Genomic DNA, 20,235 nt, shown 5'->3' with positions numbered 1-20,235 from the left:
TTTTATTGTTCTTGTTCGAGAGAGTTCGAAGCAATGTTTATTCAGAGATCAACGTTGGCCGAGAAACACAATCAAAGTCATCGTCATTGAGCATCAACAGTTCATCGACCATTGCTTTGTTTCGTGACTGCTTGCCGACAAAAGCCACATAACTGTCTACCGATGAGAGACGCTCGATAATAAATTTTGGCAGCGTCTGATTAAACTCGAGTGTCGAGAACACCTTACCTTTGCAGGTTTCAAACGATTGACCATTCCAATAACCTTGAATAAGGCTCTGATTGTTACGAGACTGCGCCTTAACCGATGCCACTACGTCATTCGCTTCTGCTTTGTAGCGCTCTAATTGGTCATGCTGGAGTGGTAAGACTTTACGGTTAACACGATATTGTTGGTAAACCGCTTCGCCATCTTTATTGAAACGGATGTGGATTTGAAAAGGCACCAACTCTTGTTTGGTATCAACTTGCTCGCCTTTTCGAATCAACTCTCGCAACTCACCTTCATCCCAGCGATAATCACTCTGGAACCAACCATTGTCCCCCATAGTCACATAATCAGCCGCCGTACTCACACGAGTGAGTTTCTCTGTCATCCAGTACAAGCTGCTAGCATCTCCCGCAACTTTACCACCAGAAAAATGCGTGAATTGTTCTAAATTAGGCGTTTCAACCGATGAACAGCCAAAAAGGGTAAGGCTAGATAGGAGAAGTGAAGTGAGTAGATGTTTTTTCATGAAATTGCACCGAGGCAGGATACCTCGGTGCATTCTAACTTAGTTTACTGATTCTTTCAGCGCTTTACCTGCTACGAATGCTGGTACGTTAGCTGCTGCGATTTGAATCTCGTCACCAGTCTTAGGGTTACGACCAGTACGTGCAGCGCGGTGGTTTACTTTGAATGTACCAAAACCAATTAGTTGAACTTGGTCACCCTCTTTAAGTGCGCCAGTTACACCATCAAGAGTCGCTTCAAGAGCAGCTTTTGCTTGTGCTTTTGATAGGTCTGCTTTCTCTGCGATAAAGTCGATTAATTGGGTCTTGTTCATTAGGTTTCCCTTCTCATAGGTTATCGAATTCGTCTCACTCTAAAACATAAATGCCCCATCTGGCAAAGGTTTGTAAGCGATCTTTCGATTTTCTGACGTACTTTTAGCCATAATATGAGTAATAACTCACAATTTGTTACCACATACCCCCTGAAAACCCTTGCTTTCCAAGGTATTTGGACCAATTTATAAGTCACTTTTGCGGTTATAATAGCTGCAAATAACCACTATCAAACTACATTCAAGGGCAACTATGCTGCTGTTATCCATTTATATCTCTATTGCAATCGGCATTTCGTTTATCTGCTCGGTGCTGGAGGCGGTACTGCTGAGTATCAGTCCGAGCTACATTGCGCAGCTCAATCAACAGGGGCATCCCGCAGCTGGGCAATTGGCTAAGCTGAAATCAGATATCGACCGACCACTGGCATCTATTCTGACTTTAAACACCATCGCTCACACTATCGGCGCGGCCACTGCTGGTGCACAGGCTGCGGTTGTATTTGGTAGCGAAGCATTAGGTATCTTTTCGGCAGTGCTGACATTGGCGATCTTAGTGCTTTCAGAAATCGTACCGAAGACGATTGGCGCGACCTACTGGCGTCAGTTGGCACCCACTGCCGCGGTCGCATTGCGTTGGATGGTATGGGCGCTTACACCCTTTGTTTGGTTCTCAGAGCAAATCACCAAGCGTCTTGCTCGTAACCACGAAGCTCCAAAGATGCGTGATGAGCTGTCTGCAATGGCGATTCTGGCACGTGAAAGCGGTGAGTTTGCCGAGGGTGAATCAAAAATCTTAAGCAACTTGCTTGGCATCCAAGATGTACCCGTAACGCAGGTTATGACGCCACGACCAGTAGTATTCCGTGTCGATGCCACAATGACCATCAATGAGTTCCTAGAAAAACACAAAGATACGCCTTTCTCACGCCCATTGGTTTACAGCGAGCAGAAAGATAACATCATTGGTTTTGTGCATCGCCTTGAGTTGTTCAAACTACAACAATCAGGTTGTGGACAGAAACAGTTGGGAGCAATCATGCGCCCAATTCAAGTGGTGCTAAACAATACCACTTTACCTAAAGTATTCGACCAGATGATGACTCATCGCTTACAGCTGGCACTTGTTGTTGATGAATACGGTACCGTGCTAGGTTTGGTAACGTTGGAAGATATTTTTGAACACCTCGTAGGCGAGGAGATCATCGACGAAGCAGATAAAAGCACTGACATGCAGGAGCTGGCTTACCAACGCTGGGAAAGCTGGAAAGAAATGCACGGCGTAATCGAAAGCCGCGATGACGATGAAGAAGATAATGAGCCGGAGAAGCAGGATAAAGAGCCAGAAGCTCAAGAGCCACCGAAACCCGACTCGAAAGAATCGTAATCAGCATTAGGTATAACAGCTTAAACGCACAAACAAAAAAGGCATCCAGTTAGGATGCCTTTTTCTATTTATTCAACGATTAAAGTGCAATACCGATGTTGCTCACACCTTCTTCACGTAGCTCTTCACGCAAATCTTTAATCAAGCTGATGTCACGTTCTACCGCTTCACGCAGCGGACGGAAGATAGCCCACTGGACGTCCCACTCTTCACATACGGCTTCGTTTTCTTTCTGGTTGTCGTTAGTGATTGGCTCTGCGCCTTGTGCTTGCTCTAGATCAGCAACGGTTTGTACCGACTGTTGACTCACTTTAAGCATTGAATCGAAAAGGTAGTCGCGGTCCAATAGACCATGCAGTAACGTAGACAAACCCTGACACGCGTCCATCGCTGGGTAAACGCCGTAAAAATCGAACTCATCCGCACTTGGGAACAACTCTTCTAACTTCTCCAATTGACGTTCGAAGTTAATTTTCGCGTTCTTAACTGTCAAAATTTCCCATACACTATCAAGAATCGCTCGGTAAGCACGCGGGTCAGCAAATTCTGTATTCTCACAAAACATCGCATAGTTTGGATACATGCGTTCACACAGACACGCCATAAAGGTAATTTGTTGCCAAGGTTCTAGTTTTTCTAAACGAACCTGAAGAGGATTCTTAAGCATAGTCACTCAATCATTGAAGAAAAAAACAGCGAAAGTGTACTTGATTCATCACAGGGAAAAAAGTTAATGCCGCATTCAAATCAGATTTTCCTGCTCTCAGAGCATCGCGACACCTACAAAACGTTACTGGCAGAGAAAAATCTGCCCGATCTTTGTCTCACCGACCAACCAGAAGCCGCTCAGATCGTACTAGCGGATCCACCCTTACTATCACAAAGCTTAGACGAATTTTCACAGCTTGAATGGGTGCAATCCACGTTTGCTGGTGTCAACGCCTTAACATCCCCTAGCCTTCGTCAGGACTATACTCTAACTAACGTTCGAGGCATCTTTGGTCCACTGATTGCTGAATATGTTTTGGGTTACAGTATTGCCCATTACCGCCACTTTGCCCAATACCACCAGCAGCAACAAAACAAACAATGGCAGCCTCACCTGTACACGTCATTAAAAAGTAAAACCATGGTAATTCTTGGTACCGGTAGCATTGGGGGCTATCTGGGCAACGCCGCTAAAGCAATGGGGATAAAAACTATCGGTATTAACCGCACAGGTATCCCTACTCCAGGCGGCGAGTTTCATCAGACCTTTCATATCAATGAACTAAGTAAGGCATTTGAGCAAGCCGACATCGTTGTGAATACTCTACCAAGTACACCTGAGACGCGACAGTTACTTAATCGTCAAACGCTCAGCCAACTAAATCAGGCGTTATTGTTTAACGTAGGTCGTGGCGACGTACTGGATGAGGCAGGGTTGCTCTTCGCTCTGAAAAACCGTTGGGTAGAACACGCCTTCTTAGATGTGTTTGAGCAAGAACCGTTGTCGGTAGAGCATCCATTTTGGAAACTACCGCAAGTCACCATCACTCCACACATTGCTGCGCTGAGTTTTCCCGAGCAAGTCATCGAGATTTTTGCTGACAACTATCTACGCTGGCGCGATGGGTTTTCATTAAATTATCAAGTGGATTTCGAAAAGGGTTACTAAGAATGTCGTTAGACGAGCTATTGCAGCAAGTGAGGGCCTGCCAGATCTGCGCGGATAACTTACCTTTGGGTGCAAACCCTGTCGTGCAAGCAGCAAAAGGGGCACGCATCCTAATCATCGGTCAGGCCCCTGGCACACGTGTACACAAAACCTCGATACCTTGGAATGACCCAAGTGGTGATCGATTACGCCAATGGCTCGATATCGACAAAGACGTTTTCTACGACCCAAATAAAATTGCCATTGTCCCAATGGGATTCTGTTATCCAGGCAAAGGGAACTCTGGTGATTTACCGCCTCGTAAAGAATGTGCGCCCACTTGGCATAAAAAGATTCTTGAGCAACTGCCCAATATAGAGCTCACTCTACTAATTGGTCAGTACTCGCAGCAGTACTATCTCACCAACAAACCAAAGACGCTCACGCAAACTGTTCAGCAATGGCAAGATTGGGAACCGGACTTTATCCCGCTCCCTCACCCATCCCCACGCAATACATTGTGGTTAAAGAAGAATCCTTGGTTTGAATCTGACGTCGTGCCATACCTTAAAAAACGCGTTCACTCGATGCTTTAGGTTACCCATGATCTAATTGCTTGTTTATCTGTACAAGAAAATTAGAACATAAAACCAGAAATCATAAGCATTTGTTTATATTAAACTTTAATGTCTAGTGTACAGCTAGAGTAGTAATTAGATCATAGTAGGCCAAATACTACTAGAGCTGTACAGCCTTGAGTCTCAGATAGAAAAGCTGAATTTTAGGCAAAAAAATACCGGCACTGAATGCCGGCATTTGATTTCAAAAAAATCTAACTTACTTGTGGTATGGCTTAGATAACTCGTGTACCGCATCCACAAATACGCCCGCGTTTTCTGGCGGTACATCCAAGTGGATACCGTGACCTAGGTTGAACACATGACCAGTCCCCGTATCACCAAATCCTTCTAGGATATCCGCTACTTCTTCGCGGATGCGCTCTGGTGAAGCGTAAAGCATTGATGGGTCCATATTACCTTGCAGCGCCACTTTATCACCGATACGTGCTTTCGCGTCAGCAATGTTGATTGTCCAGTCTAGACCAACCGCATCACAGCCCGTAGCTGCGATTTGCTCAAGCCACATGCCGCCATTCTTAGTAAACAGTGTGACTGGCACGCGACGACCGTCGTTTTCACGAATCAGACCATCTACAATCTTGTGCATGTATTGCAGTGAGAACAGATTGTAATCACGAGGCGTTAGTACTCCACCCCATGTGTCAAATACCATTACCGATTGCGCACCCGCTTTAATTTGCGCGTTTAAGTACTCGATAACGCTGTCTGCCAGCTTATCTAGAAGTAGGTGCAGAGTTTGTGGTTCCGCGTACATCATCTTCTTGATCTTGGTAAACGCTTTAGAGCTACCACCTTCGATCATGTACGTCGCAAGAGTCCAAGGACTACCAGAAAAACCAATCAGCGGCACTTCACCCTTCAGGTCTTTACGGATCTGGCGTACTGCGTTCATTACGTATTGCAGTTCACCTTCAGGATCTGGCAAACCAATTTTTTCCACGTCGGCTTTGCATGTAATTGGGTTATCAAAAACAGGTCCTTCACCCGCAGCAAAACGCAAACCAAGCCCCATTGCATCTGGAATCGTTAAGATGTCCGAGAATAAGATCGCGGCATCAAGAGGAAAACGGCGTAATGGTTGAAGTGTCACTTCGGATGCTAATTCTGCATTTCGACACAAAGACATGAAATCACCCGCTTCTGCACGAGTCGCTTTGTATTCTGGTAGGTAACGACCTGCCTGGCGCATCATCCATACTGGCGTGTAATCTACCGGCTCTTTTAAAAGCGCACGCAGATAACGATCATTTTTTAATTCAGTCATTCCGTAATTCCAACTGTTAGGCTTTCTGTGAAAGGGGGTATTCTATCACTGATTTAAGTCCAATAGCTGTGTGCTTTGCAACCTGGATCAAGTTATTAACTTTTAAATCAATGCTTAATTTGCACCCAATCGGTATCAGTGTTAAAAATTTGTTCGCTAGCGAAAACTACAATTATAAACTGAGTACTTAGTACTCAGCATCTCATAACGACATCTTACTTACCCCCTCCCTCTCGGAGGGTTTTTTTTATCTATTTATCAGTTAATTAGAGTCTATATCTTTCAGCGTTTGTTCGATAAGTGCTCTTGCAATCGTTCCTTTAGGCGCAACAGGCGGCATCTCATCGATACCAAACCATTGTGCATCAGACAGCTCAGTGTAGTCTGGACTTAACTCTCCCGATTCATAGTCAGCTAAAAACCCCATCATCATACTGGATGGGAAAGCCCAAGGCTGGCTGCCAAAGTAACGAATATTTTTAACGAGAATTCCCGTTTCTTCATGAATTTCTCGAGCCACACACTCTTCTAATGTCTCACCGACTTCTAAGAAGCCAGCAATAACCGTATACATACCATTTCGATGCCTTGGATGTTGGGCTAATAAAATCTGATTTTCTTTACGTACAGCAACGATAATACACGGAAATATTCTAGGATAATGAAGGGTGCGACATTCACCACACTGCATGGCTAACTGGTTATTATTAAGAAAGTTTCTTCCTCCGCACTGTGGACAAAAGCGCAAACTTTGCGTCATGTGCCCATATTGCACAGCTTTACTTAACAACATAAATAATGGCTCAGGAAAATGCAGGCAGTCACGCAGGGATACTAAAGGTAGATCATGCTCTAAATCGGCCAAGTTAAGCCACATGACGGGCGAACCAGAATACTCACCAATGGGTCTTGCACTCGTTACTGGCAGTGATAACTGCTCTGCAGACCCGAAGGGCACAGCACCATCCACCAGCCAAATTTCACTTCCTGCAACAACACACCAGTATGCATTTATCGCGCGGTTAACATCACCTTTTCTTAACATTACACCATCCCTTTGCTTGAAGTTCGTTCATTTTACTGGCAATCTAATTTCATACTAGAGTTTATCGTTAAGTAAATGTGCACTCTAAATTCTAGTAAGGACAAGAGTTTGTAATAACTTTACTAACTTTGCTTTGCAAAGGATACGTTCGCCGATGGGCGATCAGATCATGAGGGCATGGTCATGCTAAGAAAATTCAAACAAACACAAGACCAGTGGGGTGGCTCAAGTGATGTCATTGATCACTGGTTAGAGACACGACAATCCCTGATTGTTGAATATTGTAAGCTTGCAGCGCTGCAACCTTGTTCGAAAACCAATGTTATTGAACTCCCATCTCCTTCCGAACTGCAGGATTTCTGTCAGCACCTCGTTGATTACATCTCCGAAGGCCACTTTAAAATTTATGACATGGTTATGGACCGTTGGAAAGCAACCGGCTTTGTCGTGACTAATGAGATCAATCAAACCTATGGTCAAATTGTTCTAACGACTGAACCTCTATTGAACTTTAACGATAAGTACTCAGAAGTGACTGAAGATGATGAATTAAATGATTTCGATTCTGATATGTGTCTCATTGGGGAAATTCTTGAGACTCGCTTTGAAGTCGAGGACTATCTGATACAGCAAATCGCAGAAAGCCTGTCTATGCCACCTGGGGCTTAGTATTTGCAAACATTTAGAAATAGAGTGAGAGAAAAGACTGACGATCATCGTCGGTCTTTTTTGTTTCTAGCTTTATCGAAAATCCCACCGGAAGAACAAAGTAGTATAAAAACTAAAAAGGCACCCGAAGGTGCCTTTTTCTTAAGCTTTTAACGATTACTCGTTATATGACTTACTCTTCAGAAGAGAAACCAGCGTTTAGAAGTGCCGCTAGGTTATCCGTTGCTTGCTCAGCAGAAGGACCATCTTGCGCTTCAGAACGTTTAGCTTGACGCTCTTGGTGGTATGCGAAACCAGTACCAGCTGGGATCAGACGACCAACAATTACGTTCTCTTTCAGACCACGTAGGTCATCACGCTTACCAGAAACCGCAGCTTCTGTTAGTACGCGAGTTGTCTCCTGGAACGATGCCGCAGAGATGAACGACTCAGTCGCTAGAGATGCTTTAGTAATACCTAGTAGTTCACGTTCGAAACGTGCAGGCTCTTTGCCTTCAGCTTCTAGGTTACGGTTAGCAATCTTAACTTGTGAGTACTCAATCTGTTCACCAGGTAGGAACTCAGAGTCACCAGAGTGAGTAATAGTACACTTACGCAGCATCTGACGAACGATAGTTTCAATGTGCTTATCGTTAATCTTAACGCCTTGTAGACGGTAAACTTCCTGTACTTCGTTAGCAATGTACTGCGTTACCGCGTGTACACCACGTAGACGTAGGATGTCATGTGGAGACTCTGGACCATCTGCGATCACATCACCACGTTCAACTTTTTCACCTTCGAATACGTTCAACTGACGATGCTTAGGAATCATCTCTTCGTAAGCTTCACCGCTTTCACGTGTGATCACTAGGCGACGTTTACCTTTCGTCTCTTTACCAAAGCTCACAGTACCTGTGTGCTCAGCAAGGATTGCAGGCTCTTTCGGCTTACGTGCTTCAAATAGGTCAGCAACTCGTGGAAGACCACCGGTGATATCTTTGTTACCGCCAGACTTCTGAGGAATACGTGCTAGTGTTGCACCAACACCTACTGCTGCGCCATCTTCGATGTTCACAATCGCTTTACCAGGTAGGAAGTAGTGAGCTGGCATATCAGTACCAGGGATCATTACATCGTTACCTTGCTCGTCAACAAGTTTGATAGCTGGACGCATATCTTTACCTGCTGAAGGGCGAGCTGCTGGGTCAGTTACTTCGCTTGAAGATAGACCAGTTAGGTCATCAGTTTGACGAGATACTGTTACGCCGTCGATCATATCTACGAACTGGATGCGACCTGCTACCTCAGTAATGATAGGTAGTGTGTGCGCTTCCCAGTTTGCAACTGTTTCGCCAGCTTGAACTGTATCACCATCGCCTTTGCTTAGTAGCGTACCGTAAGGCAGTTTGTGCTTCTCTTTAGTACGACCAAACTCATCAACGATAGTTAACTCTGTCGCACGAGAAGTGATAACGATCTTACCGTCATCAGCCAATACAGATTTAGCGTTGTGTAGCTTGATAGAACCGTTGTTCTTAACTTGAACACTGTTCTCTGCCGCTGCTGTCGATGCCGCACCACCGATGTGGAACGTACGCATCGTTAGCTGTGTACCTGGCTCACCGATAGACTGAGCAGCAATAACACCCACTGCTTCACCTTGGTTCACTAGGTGACCACGTGCTAGGTCACGACCGTAACATTGTGCACAACAACCGAAGTCAGAATCACACGTTACTACAGAGCGCACTTTCATGCTGTCTACTGAGTTCTCTTCCATGATTTGACACCACTTCTCATCGATCAGGGTGTTACGTGGAATAAGAACGTCTTCAGTGCCAGGTTTTAGTACGTCTTCAGCAACAACACGACCAAGAGCAAGCTCAGAAAGTGCAACTTTAACATCACCACCCTCGATGTGAGGCATCATGTCGACACCTTCGTGAGTGCCACAGTCATGTTCAGTTACAACAACGTCTTGAGCAACGTCTACTAGACGACGAGTTAGGTAACCCGAGTTCGCTGTTTTCAGTGCCGTATCCGCAAGACCCTTACGAGCACCGTGCGTTGAGATAAAGTACTGAAGTACGTTTAGACCTTCTTTAAAGTTCGCTGTGATCGGCGTTTCGATAATTGAACCATCTGGACGCGCCATCAGACCACGCATACCCGCAAGCTGACGAATCTGTGCTGCAGAACCACGAGCGCCCGAGTCCGCCATCATATAGATGCTGTTGAATGACTCTTGCTGTTCCTCTTCACCGTCACGGTTAACTACCGTTTCAGATGAAAGGTTTTCCATCATTGCTTTCGCAACACGGTCGTTGGTCGATGCCCAGATATCGATAACTTTGTTGTAGCGTTCGCCCGCAGTAACAAGACCTGATTGGTACTGTTCCTGGATTTCACGTACTTCTTCTTCCGCTTCTGCGATTTCAGTGTACTTAGCTGCAGGTACAACCATATCGTCGATACCAACAGATACACCAGAAAGTGCCGCGTATGCGAAACCTGTGTACATGATTTGGTCAGCGAAGATTACTGTGTCTTTCAGACCTAGTTTACGGTACGCCTCGTTAAGTAGGTTAGAGATTTGCTTCTTACCTAGCTTTTGGTTAACGATGCTGTACGGTAGACCAGCTGGCACGATTTGCCATAGCATTGCACGACCAACAGTGGTGTCTACCATCTTGGTTTCTGTAGTGCTGTTGCCATCTTCGTCTACAACAGTTTCTGTAATACGTACTTTAACGCGTGCGTGAAGCTCAGCTTGTTTAGTGCGGTATGCTTTCTCAGCCTCTTCTGGGCCAGAAAGGTACATGCCTTCACCTTTCACGTTGATCTTTTCACGAGTCATGTAGTACAGACCCAATACAACGTCCTGAGAAGGTACGATGATCGGATCACCTGACGCTGGCGACAGAATGTTGTTTGTCGACATCATCAGAGTACGAGCTTCAAGCTGTGCCTCTAGAGTTAGAGGTACGTGAACCGCCATTTGGTCACCATCGAAGTCCGCGTTGTACGCTGCACAAACAAGTGGGTGTAGCTGAATCGCTTTACCTTCGATCAGTACTGGTTCGAACGCCTGGATACCTAGACGGTGAAGTGTCGGTGCACGGTTCAATAGTACTGGGTGTTCACGGATTACTTCGTCTAGGATATCCCAAACGACCGCTTCTTCACGCTCTACCATTTTCTTAGCAGCTTTGATTGTAGTCGCAAGACCACGAGTCTCTAGCTTGCTGTAGATAAATGGTTTGAATAGCTCAAGTGCCATCTTCTTAGGAAGACCACACTGGTGTAGACGAAGGTATGGACCTACTGTGATTACAGAACGGCCAGAGTAGTCTACACGTTTACCTAGAAGGTTCTGACGGAAACGACCTTGTTTACCCTTGATCATATCAGCAAGAGATTTCAGAGGACGCTTGTTAGAACCTGTGATCGCACGACCACGACGACCGTTATCTAGTAGCGCATCAACAGACTCTTGCAGCATACGTTTTTCGTTACGTACGATGATGTCCGGAGCAGCTAGCTCTAGAAGACGCTTCAAACGGTTGTTACGGTTGATCACACGACGGTATAGATCGTTAAGATCAGAAGTCGCAAAGCGACCGCCATCTAGAGGTACTAGAGGACGTAGATCTGGCGGAAGTACTGGAAGTACAGTTAGGATCATCCACTCAGGGTTGTTACCCGATGCGATGAACGCTTCTACCAGCTTAAGACGCTTAGTTACTTTCTTACGCTTAGTTTCAGAGTTTGTTGTCTCTAACTCTTCACGCATTTGTTCTGCTTCAGCGTGCATATCCATAGAACCTAGTAGGTCCTTGATAGCTTCCGCACCCATCTTAGCAGTGAACTCGTCGCCCCACTCTTCTAGACGATCTAGATACTCTTCTTCAGTAAGCATCTGACCTTTTTCTAGATCAGTCATACCAGGCTCTGTTACTACGTACATTTCGAAGTACAGAACGCGTTCGATATCACGTAGAGGGATATCCATTAGTAGACCGATACGAGACGGTAGCGATTTTAGGAACCAGATGTGAGCTACTGGTGAAGCCAGTTCAATGTGGCCCATACGGTCACGACGAACTTTAGTTTGTGTAACTTCTACACCACACTTCTCACAGATAACACCACGGTGCTTCAGGCGCTTGTACTTACCACAAAGACATTCGTAGTCTTTAACTGGACCAAAGATACGCGCACAGAACAGACCATCGCGTTCAGGTTTGAACGTACGATAGTTGATCGTTTCAGGTTTTTTAACTTCACCGAAAGACCATGAACGGATCATGTCTGGTGAAGATAGACCGATTTTGATTGCATCAAATTCTTCGGTCTTATGCTGTGCTTTTAGAAAGTTTAATAAGTCTTTCACAATCAGCTCCTGTAAGGAGTTAAAAGGAGCTCACTTGCTAAAGTGAGCACCTTCTTCCAAATAATCGCTTTGATTCTCTCGACTTTCATCAAGAGAGAAAAGGATTACTCTTCGTCTTCTAGCTCGATGTTGATACCTAGCGAGCGGATCTCTTTCAACAGTACGTTGAACGATTCTGGCATGCCAGGTTCCATGCTGTGGTTACCGTCTACGATGTTCTTGTACATCTTAGTACGGCCGTTAACGTCATCCGACTTAACCGTTAGCATTTCTTGTAGCGTGTAAGCAGCACCGTATGCTTCTAGTGCCCATACTTCCATCTCACCGAAACGCTGACCACCGAACTGAGCTTTACCACCTAGTGGCTGCTGAGTTACTAGGCTGTACGAACCAGTTGAACGAGCGTGCATCTTGTCATCAACAAGGTGGTTCAGTTTCAGCATGTACATGTAACCAACAGTTACAGGACGCTCAAACGCATCACCTGTGCGACCATCAAACAGTGTTAACTGACCTGATGTTGGTAGATCTGCTAGCTCAAGAAGTGCTTTGATTGACTCTTCTGGAGCGCCATCAAATACAGGAGTCGCGATTGGTAGACCGCCACGCAAGTTCTTGATCAGAGTACGTACTTCATCATCAGATAGAGAAGCAATGTCTACTTTCTGGCGAGTGTCGCCTAGATCGTAAACTTTTTGTAGGAACTCGCGGAATTTCGCTAGTTCTTGCTGCTCTTTAACCATCTGGTTGATCTTGTCACCGATACCTTTCGCTGCCAGACCTAAGTGTACTTCTAGGATCTGACCGATGTTCATACGCGAAGGTACACCCAGTGGGTTAAGTACGATGTCTACAGGCTGACCTTTCTCATCGTATGGCATGTCTTCAACAGGGTTGATCTTAGAGATTACACCCTTGTTACCGTGACGACCCGCCATCTTATCACCAGGCTGAATGCGACGTTTAACCGCTAGGTAAACCTTAACGATCTTCAGTACACCAGGTGCTAAATCATCACCTTGAGTGATCTTACGACGCTTAGTTTCGAACTTCTTATCGAAGTCGGCTTTTAGCTCATCCCACTGCTCAGCAAGTTGCTCAAGCTGAGTTTGTAGTGCGTCATCTTCTAGCGTTAGTTCTAGCCACTTCTTACGATCAGTTGTGTCTAGTTTCGCTTCAGAGTAACCGCCTTCAATCAATACAGCTTTAACACGGTTTAGAAGGCCGCCCTCAAGAATCTGGAATTCTTCAGTTAGGTCTTTCTTCGCTTCTTTAAGCTGCATCTGTTCGATTTCAAGCGCACGCTTGTCTTTCTCTACGCCATCGCGAGTAAAGACTTGAACGTCGATGATCGTACCTGATACAGAGTTAGGTACACGTAGTGAAGTATCTTTAACGTCAGATGCTTTTTCACCGAAGATTGCACGTAGTAGCTTCTCTTCAGGCGTTAGCTGAGTTTCACCTTTAGGTGTAACTTTACCAACTAGGATGTCGCCACCCTTAACTTCAGCACCGATGTAAACGATACCTGACTCGTCTAGTTTAGACAGAGCAGACTCACCTACGTTTGGAATATCCGCTGTGATCTCTTCAGAACCAAGCTTAGTATCACGCGCCACACAAGTCAGTTCTTGGATGTGGATAGTCGTGAAACGGTCTTCTTGAACTACGCGCTCAGATACTAAGATCGAGTCTTCGAAGTTGTAACCGTTCCAAGGCATGAACGCGATACGCATGTTTTGACCAAGCGCTAGTTCACCAAGGTCTGTTGAAGGACCATCAGCAAGAACGTCACCGCGTGATACAGGCTCACCTGGCATCACACATGGGCGCTGGTTAATACATGTGTTCTGGTTAGAACGTGTGTATTTAGTCAGGTTGTAGATGTCGATACCAGCTTCACCTGGTACTAGCTCTTCTTCGTTAACTTTAACAACGATACGAGAAGCATCTACTGACTGGATTACACCACCACGTTTAGCAACTGCAGTTACACCTGAGTCAACGGCTACGTTACGTTCAATACCAGTACCAACAAGCGGTTTGTCAGCTTTCAGTGTTGGAACTGCCTGACGTTGCATGTTCGCACCCATCAATGCACGGTTCGCATCATCGTGTTCTAGGAACGGGATAAGCGATGCAGCGATAGATACAACCTGGTTTGTCGCAACGTCCATGTACTGAGCGTGCTCACGAGGGTGTAGACCAGATTCACCTTTCTGACGAGCTGTGATCAGCTCATCTGCAAAAGTACCATCTTCGTTTAGCTTAGCGTTCGCCTGTGCGATAACGAATTGGCCTTCTTCGATTGCAGATAGGTAATCTACTTCGTCTGTTACTACGCCATCTACAACGCGACGGTATGGTGTCTCTAGGAAACCGTACTCGTTACAACGCGCAAACGCAGATAGAGAGTTGATCAGACCGATGTTTGGACCTTCAGGCGTTTCGATAGGACATAGACGACCGTAGTGAGTTACGTGTACGTCACGTACTTCGAAGCCAGCACGTTCACGAGTTAGACCGCCAGGACCCAATGCAGAAATACGACGCTTGTGCGTTACTTCTGATAGCGGGTTGTTTTGGTCCATGAACTGTGAAAGCTGTGAAGAGCCAAAGAATTCTTTAACTGCCGCAGAAATTGGCTTCGCGTTGATCAAGTCTTGAGGCATGATTGCGTCAAGATCGCCTAGGCTTAGACGCTCTTTAACTGCACGCTCAACACGTACTAGACCTACACGGAACTGGTTCTCAGCCATTTCGCCTACAGAACGGATACGACGGTTGCCTAGGTGGTCGATATCGTCCACTTCGCCCTTACCGTTACGGATCGCGATCAGCTTCTTCATCACTTCGATGATATCAGTTTCATCAAGTGTGCCTTGCTCTTGAGCATCTTCACGGCCGATAGAGCTGTTGAACTTCATACGACCAACAGTCGATAGATCGTAACGCTCTTCAGAGAAGAATAGGCTTTCGAATAGAGCTTCTGCAGCTTCTTTTGTTGGCGGCTCACCAGGGCGCATCATGCGGTAGATTTCTACCAATGCAGAAATACGATCAACCGTGCTGTCGATACGTAGTGTTTCTGACATGAATGGACCATGGTCTAGATCGTTCGTGAATAGAACTTCTAGCGCTTTGTGGCCAGCCTGAGATAGGTTCGCTAGTGCTTCCAGGCTGATTTCCTGGTTAGCGTTAACAATGATCTCGCCTGTTGCTTCATTGATATAATCTTTTGATGCAACTTTACCTACGATGTACTCAACTGGTACTTCGATGTGATCAACACCATCTTTTTCTAGTTGGCGGATATGACGAGCTGTTACGCGACGACCCTGCTCAACGTAAACTTTACCATTTGCTTCGATGTCGAATGACGCAGTTTCACCACGTAGACGATCAGGAACCAACTCCATCAATAGAGTTTGGTCTTTCACTTCGAAGTTCACTTTCTCGAAGAAGATATCTAGGATTTCTTCTGTCGACTTACCTAGTGCTCGAAGGATGATCGATGCTGGTAGCTTACGACGGCGGTCGATACGAACGTACAAGTTATCCTTAGGATCAAACTCGAAATCAAGCCATGAACCACGGTAAGGAATAACACGTGCGTTGTATAAAACTTTACCTGAAGAGTGGGTCTTACCCTTATCGCTGTCGAAGAACACGCCTGGGCTTCGGTGCAGCTGGGATACGATAACCCTCTCGGTACCGTTGATTACGAAGGTACCATTGTCTGTCATGAGTGGAATTTCACCCATGTAGACTTCTTGTTCTTTAATGTCTTTTACAGTACCTGCTGGCGCGTCTTTATCAAAGATAACTAGGCGTAGTTTTACACGTAGTGGCTTTGAGTAAGTTACACCGCGGATTTGACATTCTTTAACGTCAAAAACTGGCTCACCAAGACGGTAGCTAACGTATTGCAGCTCAGAATTGCCGTTGTAGCTCTGAATCGGAAATACAGAACGGAAAGCGGCTTCAAGACCGTATTGACCTTCAGGATCCTGTTCGATAAATTTGTCGAACGAATCGAGCTGGATCGATAGCAGGTATGGAATGTCCAAAACTTGTGGACGAGTACCAAAGTCCTTACGGATGCGCTTTTTCTCGGTATAAGAGTAAACCATGGGGTTCCTCAGCTCGCTGATAAGTGACCCAAACTGTCCGCCCGCTCCTAGTTACTTAAGGGGGGTAAGGGACAGTGACTAATATAGCTGTTTACTGTAGTGACATTTCATTTCGTAAGAATGAAATGTTTTTTGCATGGATATCAGGCGCTTAAACAGCGGGAAAATTCGCCTATACCCTACAGCGCAAAAAGGCCGGTGGTTAAAAAACCACCAGCCAATTAGCCGTTAGGCTAAGAAACTATGCAATAATTACTTAACAGCAACAGTTGCACCAGCTTCTTCTAGCTGAGCTTTAAGAGCTTCAGCTTCTGCTTTCTCAACACCTTCTTTAAGAGGTGCTGGAGCGCCGTCTACTAGAGCTTTAGCTTCTTTAAGACCTAGGCCAGTTGCGCCACGTACTGCTTTGATTACAGCAACTTTGTTACCGCCAGCAGCTTCTAGGATTACGTCGAATTCAGTTTGCTCAGCAGCAGCTTCGCCTGCAGCAGCGCCGCCAGCTACAACAGCAGCAGCAGCAGAAACACCGAATTTCTCTTCCATTGCTTCGATTAGTTCAACAACTTGCATTACAGACATTTCTGCAACTGCGTCTAGGATTTGCTCGTTAGTAATAGACATAACAATTCTCTTTTAAGTCAACAATAAGTTTATTAAGCAACCAGTAAAAAGCAAGGCTTATGCCGCTGCTTCTTGTTTTTGATCGCGGATAGCTGCGATAGTACGCGCCAGCTTGCCAGCCGAAGCTTCTTTCATGCACATCATTAGGCGTGCAATTGCTTCGTCGTAAGTTGGTAGTGTTGCTAGTACTTCAGCGTCAGTTAAAGCGCCTTCAAATGCAGCAGCTTTGATCTCGAAATCTTTGTTCTCTTTAGCGAAGTCTTTGAAAAGACGCGCTGCAGCACCTGGGTGCTCATTAGAGAATGCGATTAGAGTAGGACCAGTGAAAGTGTCAGTTAGACACTCGTACTCAGTACCTTCAACCGCACGACGAGCAAGAGTGTTACGAACAACTCTCATGTAAACGCCAGCTTCACGAGCTTGTTTACGTAGAGAAGTCATCGCGCCAACTTGAACGCCACGAGAATCAGCTACAACTGCAGAAAGTGCACCACTGGCAGCTTCGTTGACTTCAGCAACAATTGCTTTTTTGTCTTGAAGGTTTAAAGCCATCTTGGATTTACTCCTGGTTGTCGTTACACCACTCACTATCATCACGACAGTGAGAGCTATTGAGGTGCTTCCCCAGAAGAAAGTTAACTATATTACATAGAGCTTTCTGTCAGTTCGGGCACCATCTACGTAGGATAATTAAGTTTGCTTTTACACAAACACCTACGGTCTTGGACGGAGACTGGGTCTTAATTCATTTCGAACTAGGAGACAGTTCAAAGAACCAAAGTTCAGCCCCAACCACAAATATTAGGCGCAAAATTATACACTAATTTTGCGCCTAAGCAAATAAATTATGCTTGAGTGTTCAGGCTAGCCTGATCAACAGCAACACCAGCACCCATAGTAGTAGAGATGCTTACTTTCTTCAGGAAAGTACCTTTCGCTGAAGATGGCTTAGCTTTCTTCAGAGCAACTAGAAGTGCTTCTAGGTTCTCTTTGATCTGCTCAGCAGAGAAGTTTGCTTTACCGATAGTAGTGTGGATGATGCCGTTTTTGTCGTTACGGTAACGAACCTGACCAGCTTTAGCGTTTTTAACTGCTTCAGCAACGTTAGGAGTTACAGTACCAACTTTAGGGTTTGGCATAAGACCGCGAGGACCTAGGATAGTACCTAGTTGACCTACAACGCGCATTGCATCTGGAGAAGCAACAACTACGTCAAAGTTCATTTCGCCTTTCTTAACTTGCTCAGCAAGATCTTCCATACCTACGATGTCTGCGCCAGCTTCTTTAGCTGCTTCAGCGTTAGCACCTTGAGTGAACACTGCAACGCGGATTTCGCGGCCAGTACCGTGAGGTAGTACAGTTGCACCACGTACGTTCTGGTCAGATTTACGAGCATCAATGCCAAGGTTAACAGCAACGTCTACAGACTCAACGAATTTAGCAGTCGCTAGTTCTTGAAGAAGAGCAACAGCTTCGTTGATTTCGTATTCTTTAGTTACGTCAACTTTTTCGCGGATTACGCGCATGCGCTTAGTTAGTTTTGCCATCTTATTAACCCTCTACCACTAGGCCCATTGAACGAGCAGTACCAGCGATAGAACGCTTCATCGCTTCGATGTCAGCACCAGTCATATCAGCAGCTTTAGTTTCTGCGATTTCTTGGATTTGAGCGTCAGTTACAGTACCAACTTTTTCAGTGTTTGGACGACCTGAACCAGACTTAACGCCAGCAGCTTTCTTAAGAAGAACAGCAGCAGGTGGAGTCTTAGTTACGAACGTGAAAGAACGGTCGCTGTATACTGTGATAACTACTGGAGTTGGTAGACCTTTCTCAATAGATTCTGTTTTTGCGTTGAACGCTTTACAGAATTCCATGATGTTCACACCGTGTTGACCTAGTGCAGGACCTACTGGTGGACTAGGGTTAGCCATACCAGCAGCAACTTGTAGCTTGATGTAAGCTTCAACTTTCTTAGCCATGATAATTCCTAAGTTTGGGTACAAACGCTAATCGCGGATCAGCTCCCCGTTTGTGTAAGAAACTTTTTACTTCACTTGAAGTAAAAAGGCGCGAAATTATAGTCATAATCCGCGCCTTATACAACCCTAAAAAGGTGATTTTTTATACTCTTTAACGAAGAGTCTTAGTCCAGCTTTTCAACCTGACCAAATTCAAGCTCAACTGGTGTCGCACGACCAAAGATCGATACAGACACTTTCAGGCGGCTCTTCTCGTAATCCACTTCTTCAACAGTACCGTTGAAGTCAGCAAATGGACCTTCGTTAACACGTACCACTTCACCCGCTTCGTACATTGTACGCGGACGAGGCGCTTCACTCGCTTTCTCAAGACGATTAAGAATCGCGTCAGCCTCTTTATCCGTGATAGGTGCCGGACGGTCTGAGGTACCACCAATGAAGCCCATGACACGCGGCACACTGCGTACTAGGTGCCATGATTCATCGTTCATAATCATCTGAACAAGGACGTAACCTGGGAAGAACTTACGCTCAGATTTGCGACGCTGACCCGCGCGCATTTCCACTACTTCTTCAGTAGGAACCAGTACTTCACCGAATAGCTCTTCCATGCCGTGCATTTTGATATGCTCGCGCAGAGATTGAGCTACACGACCTTCAAATCCAGAGAAGGCTTGAACCACATACCAGCGTTTTTTTGGAGCTTCACTCATGAATAAAAACCCTCTATACCCCAGTTGCTAGAGCTACTAGACGAACCATAATTCCGTCAATACCCCATAGCACTAGAGCCATTACAATACTTACAGCTAAAACGATCAGTGTTGTTTGCATGGTTTCTTGGCGAGTAGGCCAAACAACTTTACGTACTTCCATACGAGATTCTTTTGCAAAACTGATCGCTGCTTTACCTTTAGTCGTTGTTGCTGCAACGCCTAAGGCAGCTGCAATAAGAACAACAACGCCTGCAGCACGAACCACTACAGACATTTCACCATACAGGTAATTACCCACAACAGCGGCAGCTGCCAATACGAAAGCGGCTACCCACTTAAACGTATCTGCTGCGTTTGAGCTATCAGGAGTTTCAGCATTATTTGCTTTCATAAAACCAACCTGTTACAAGTCTTAATATAGACGACAACAACCCCGCTGTTGCAGGGCAAACTCCATATCGCTGAAAAAATCAGCGTACTCTTCTTAAGATTAAGCCTCTTTGCTTAATCTTGCTCTGCGCCCAACCCACTTCTGAACAAGAAAACAGCAAAAATAATGTTGAGTGCAGAAAAAGGGCATCAAATGATGCCCTTTTTGCTACTGGTTCGTCAAATCTAATTCAAGATTTTCCGAAAGCATCGCTAATTCGCTATGAATTAGTCGAAGATCTTAGCAACAACACCAGCACCTACTGTACGGCCACCTTCACGGATCGCGAA

General features: G+C 45.5%; 17 protein-coding genes and 1 pseudogene. 4 read left to right on the top strand and 14 right to left on the bottom strand.

Annotated elements, in window-relative coordinates; translation table 11 throughout:
- Nucleotides 1-37: 37 nt before the first annotated feature.
- Together MTF70_RS24055 and hupA are read right to left on the bottom strand one after the other, a co-directional pair.
- Nucleotides 38-736 (bottom strand): DUF1481 domain-containing protein, encoded by a 699-nt coding sequence (locus MTF70_RS24055; protein ID WP_025768990.1) that lies wholly within the window; start codon nucleotides 734-736, stop codon nucleotides 38-40.
- Between the two features lie 39 nt (nucleotides 737-775).
- Complete coding sequence (hupA, locus tag MTF70_RS24050; RefSeq protein WP_005382524.1) at nucleotides 776-1,048, bottom strand: nucleoid-associated protein HU-alpha; 273 nt, start codon at nucleotides 1,046-1,048, stop codon at nucleotides 776-778.
- A 253-nt stretch (nucleotides 1,049-1,301) separates the two neighbouring features.
- On the opposite strand from hupA, the gene MTF70_RS24045 reads away from it, so the two are divergent.
- A complete protein-coding gene (locus tag MTF70_RS24045; RefSeq protein ID WP_005382522.1) occupies nucleotides 1,302-2,435 on the top strand; it encodes a hemolysin family protein in 1,134 nt (377 codons plus the stop codon).
- Between the two features lie 79 nt (nucleotides 2,436-2,514).
- Here MTF70_RS24045 and MTF70_RS24040 read toward each other — a convergent pair whose 3' ends face one another.
- Nucleotides 2,515-3,102, bottom strand: coding sequence for a DUF416 family protein (locus MTF70_RS24040; RefSeq protein WP_005382520.1), 588 nt, complete (start codon nucleotides 3,100-3,102; stop codon nucleotides 2,515-2,517).
- Between the two features lie 66 nt (nucleotides 3,103-3,168).
- Here MTF70_RS24040 and MTF70_RS24035 point away from each other — a divergent pair, with 66 nt between their 5' ends.
- Complete coding sequence (locus MTF70_RS24035; protein WP_205461617.1) at nucleotides 3,169-4,092, top strand: D-2-hydroxyacid dehydrogenase; 924 nt, start codon at nucleotides 3,169-3,171, stop codon at nucleotides 4,090-4,092.
- A 2-nt stretch (nucleotides 4,093-4,094) separates the two neighbouring features.
- Complete coding sequence (locus MTF70_RS24030) at nucleotides 4,095-4,667, top strand: uracil-DNA glycosylase family protein (protein WP_005382518.1); 573 nt, start codon at nucleotides 4,095-4,097, stop codon at nucleotides 4,665-4,667.
- A 241-nt stretch (nucleotides 4,668-4,908) separates the two neighbouring features.
- Here the strand turns inward: MTF70_RS24030 and hemE are convergent, their stop codons facing one another.
- Both hemE and nudC read right to left on the bottom strand, forming a co-directional pair.
- Nucleotides 4,909-5,976 carry a uroporphyrinogen decarboxylase gene (hemE, locus tag MTF70_RS24025; RefSeq protein WP_005397282.1) on the bottom strand — a complete coding sequence of 356 codons (1,068 nt, stop codon included), beginning with the start codon at nucleotides 5,974-5,976 and terminating at the stop codon, nucleotides 4,909-4,911.
- A gap of 262 nt (nucleotides 5,977-6,238) precedes the next feature.
- Nucleotides 6,239-7,021: an NAD(+) diphosphatase gene (gene nudC / locus MTF70_RS24020; RefSeq protein WP_025768991.1), complete on the bottom strand. Its 783-nt coding sequence runs from the start codon at nucleotides 7,019-7,021 to the stop codon at nucleotides 6,239-6,241.
- A gap of 177 nt (nucleotides 7,022-7,198) precedes the next feature.
- Here nudC and MTF70_RS24015 point away from each other — a divergent pair, with 177 nt between their 5' ends.
- Nucleotides 7,199-7,690 carry an Rsd/AlgQ family anti-sigma factor gene (locus tag MTF70_RS24015; RefSeq protein WP_005382515.1) on the top strand — a complete coding sequence of 164 codons (492 nt, stop codon included), beginning with the start codon at nucleotides 7,199-7,201 and terminating at the stop codon, nucleotides 7,688-7,690.
- A gap of 172 nt (nucleotides 7,691-7,862) precedes the next feature.
- On the opposite strand, the gene rpoC is transcribed toward MTF70_RS24015, so the two are convergent.
- From rpoC to MTF70_RS23970, 9 genes and pseudogenes are all read right to left on the bottom strand, one after another.
- Nucleotides 7,863-12,065, bottom strand: a complete 4,203-nt coding sequence (gene rpoC / locus MTF70_RS24010; RefSeq protein ID WP_005382514.1) for a DNA-directed RNA polymerase subunit beta' — start codon at nucleotides 12,063-12,065, stop codon at nucleotides 7,863-7,865.
- 104 nt (nucleotides 12,066-12,169) lie between these two features.
- Nucleotides 12,170-16,198 carry a DNA-directed RNA polymerase subunit beta gene (gene rpoB, locus MTF70_RS24005; protein ID WP_005384685.1) on the bottom strand — a complete coding sequence of 1,343 codons (4,029 nt, stop codon included), beginning with the start codon at nucleotides 16,196-16,198 and terminating at the stop codon, nucleotides 12,170-12,172.
- A 252-nt stretch (nucleotides 16,199-16,450) separates the two neighbouring features.
- Nucleotides 16,451-16,819, bottom strand: a complete 369-nt coding sequence (gene rplL, locus MTF70_RS24000) for a 50S ribosomal protein L7/L12 (protein WP_005382540.1) — start codon at nucleotides 16,817-16,819, stop codon at nucleotides 16,451-16,453.
- A 57-nt stretch (nucleotides 16,820-16,876) separates the two neighbouring features.
- Nucleotides 16,877-17,371, bottom strand: a complete 495-nt coding sequence (rplJ, locus tag MTF70_RS23995; RefSeq protein WP_005382538.1) for a 50S ribosomal protein L10 — start codon at nucleotides 17,369-17,371, stop codon at nucleotides 16,877-16,879.
- Nucleotides 17,372-17,664: 293 nt separating this feature from the next.
- Nucleotides 17,665-18,366 carry a 50S ribosomal protein L1 gene (gene rplA, locus MTF70_RS23990; protein ID WP_005384683.1) on the bottom strand — a complete coding sequence of 234 codons (702 nt, stop codon included), beginning with the start codon at nucleotides 18,364-18,366 and terminating at the stop codon, nucleotides 17,665-17,667.
- Nucleotides 18,367-18,370: 4 nt separating this feature from the next.
- On the bottom strand, nucleotides 18,371-18,799 hold the full coding sequence (rplK, locus tag MTF70_RS23985; RefSeq protein ID WP_005384682.1) for a 50S ribosomal protein L11: 429 nt from the start codon (nucleotides 18,797-18,799) through the stop codon (nucleotides 18,371-18,373).
- A 164-nt stretch (nucleotides 18,800-18,963) separates the two neighbouring features.
- Nucleotides 18,964-19,512, bottom strand: coding sequence for a transcription termination/antitermination protein NusG (gene nusG, locus MTF70_RS23980; RefSeq protein ID WP_005384681.1), 549 nt, complete (start codon nucleotides 19,510-19,512; stop codon nucleotides 18,964-18,966).
- 13 nt (nucleotides 19,513-19,525) lie between these two features.
- Nucleotides 19,526-19,906 carry a preprotein translocase subunit SecE gene (secE, locus tag MTF70_RS23975; RefSeq protein WP_005384680.1) on the bottom strand — a complete coding sequence of 127 codons (381 nt, stop codon included), beginning with the start codon at nucleotides 19,904-19,906 and terminating at the stop codon, nucleotides 19,526-19,528.
- A gap of 266 nt (nucleotides 19,907-20,172) precedes the next feature.
- A pseudogene (locus tag MTF70_RS23970) lies at nucleotides 20,173-20,235 on the bottom strand (elongation factor Tu); the annotation flags it as partial.

It is taken from the genome of Vibrio sp. 2CM40D (assembly GCF_023161825.1).
Taxonomy (GTDB): Bacteria; Pseudomonadota; Gammaproteobacteria; order Enterobacterales; family Vibrionaceae; genus Vibrio; species Vibrio alginolyticus.
The sequence above is the reverse complement of the archived record's forward strand: the minus strand, read 5'-3'. Positions and strand labels throughout refer to the sequence as shown.

Bases quoted from the DNA above. Each gene is read 5' to 3' on its own strand.
- MTF70_RS24030 (WP_005382518.1), top strand. From the start codon at position 4,095: ATGTCGTTAGACGAGCTATTGCAGCAAGTGAGGGCCTGCCAGATCTGC.
- rplJ (WP_005382538.1), bottom strand. From the start codon at position 17,371: ATGGCTTTAAACCTTCAAGACAAAAAAGCAATTGTTGCTGAAGTCAAC.
- MTF70_RS24045 (WP_005382522.1), top strand. From the start codon at position 1,302: ATGCTGCTGTTATCCATTTATATCTCTATTGCAATCGGCATTTCGTTT.
- MTF70_RS24035 (WP_205461617.1), top strand. From the start codon at position 3,169: ATGCCGCATTCAAATCAGATTTTCCTGCTCTCAGAGCATCGCGACACC.
- rpoB (WP_005384685.1), bottom strand. From the start codon at position 16,198: ATGGTTTACTCTTATACCGAGAAAAAGCGCATCCGTAAGGACTTTGGT.
- hupA (WP_005382524.1), bottom strand. From the start codon at position 1,048: ATGAACAAGACCCAATTAATCGACTTTATCGCAGAGAAAGCAGACCTA.
- rplA (WP_005384683.1), bottom strand. From the start codon at position 18,366: ATGGCAAAACTAACTAAGCGCATGCGCGTAATCCGCGAAAAAGTTGAC.
- rplL (WP_005382540.1), bottom strand. From the start codon at position 16,819: ATGTCTATTACTAACGAGCAAATCCTAGACGCAGTTGCAGAAATGTCT.
- MTF70_RS24015 (WP_005382515.1), top strand. From the start codon at position 7,199: ATGGTCATGCTAAGAAAATTCAAACAAACACAAGACCAGTGGGGTGGC.
- MTF70_RS24040 (WP_005382520.1), bottom strand. From the start codon at position 3,102: ATGCTTAAGAATCCTCTTCAGGTTCGTTTAGAAAAACTAGAACCTTGG.
- rplK (WP_005384682.1), bottom strand. From the start codon at position 18,799: ATGGCTAAGAAAGTTGAAGCTTACATCAAGCTACAAGTTGCTGCTGGT.
- secE (WP_005384680.1), bottom strand. From the start codon at position 19,906: ATGAAAGCAAATAATGCTGAAACTCCTGATAGCTCAAACGCAGCAGAT.
- nudC (WP_025768991.1), bottom strand. From the start codon at position 7,021: ATGTTAAGAAAAGGTGATGTTAACCGCGCGATAAATGCATACTGGTGT.
- hemE (WP_005397282.1), bottom strand. From the start codon at position 5,976: ATGACTGAATTAAAAAATGATCGTTATCTGCGTGCGCTTTTAAAAGAG.
- nusG (WP_005384681.1), bottom strand. From the start codon at position 19,512: ATGAGTGAAGCTCCAAAAAAACGCTGGTATGTGGTTCAAGCCTTCTCT.
- MTF70_RS24055 (WP_025768990.1), bottom strand. From the start codon at position 736: ATGAAAAAACATCTACTCACTTCACTTCTCCTATCTAGCCTTACCCTT.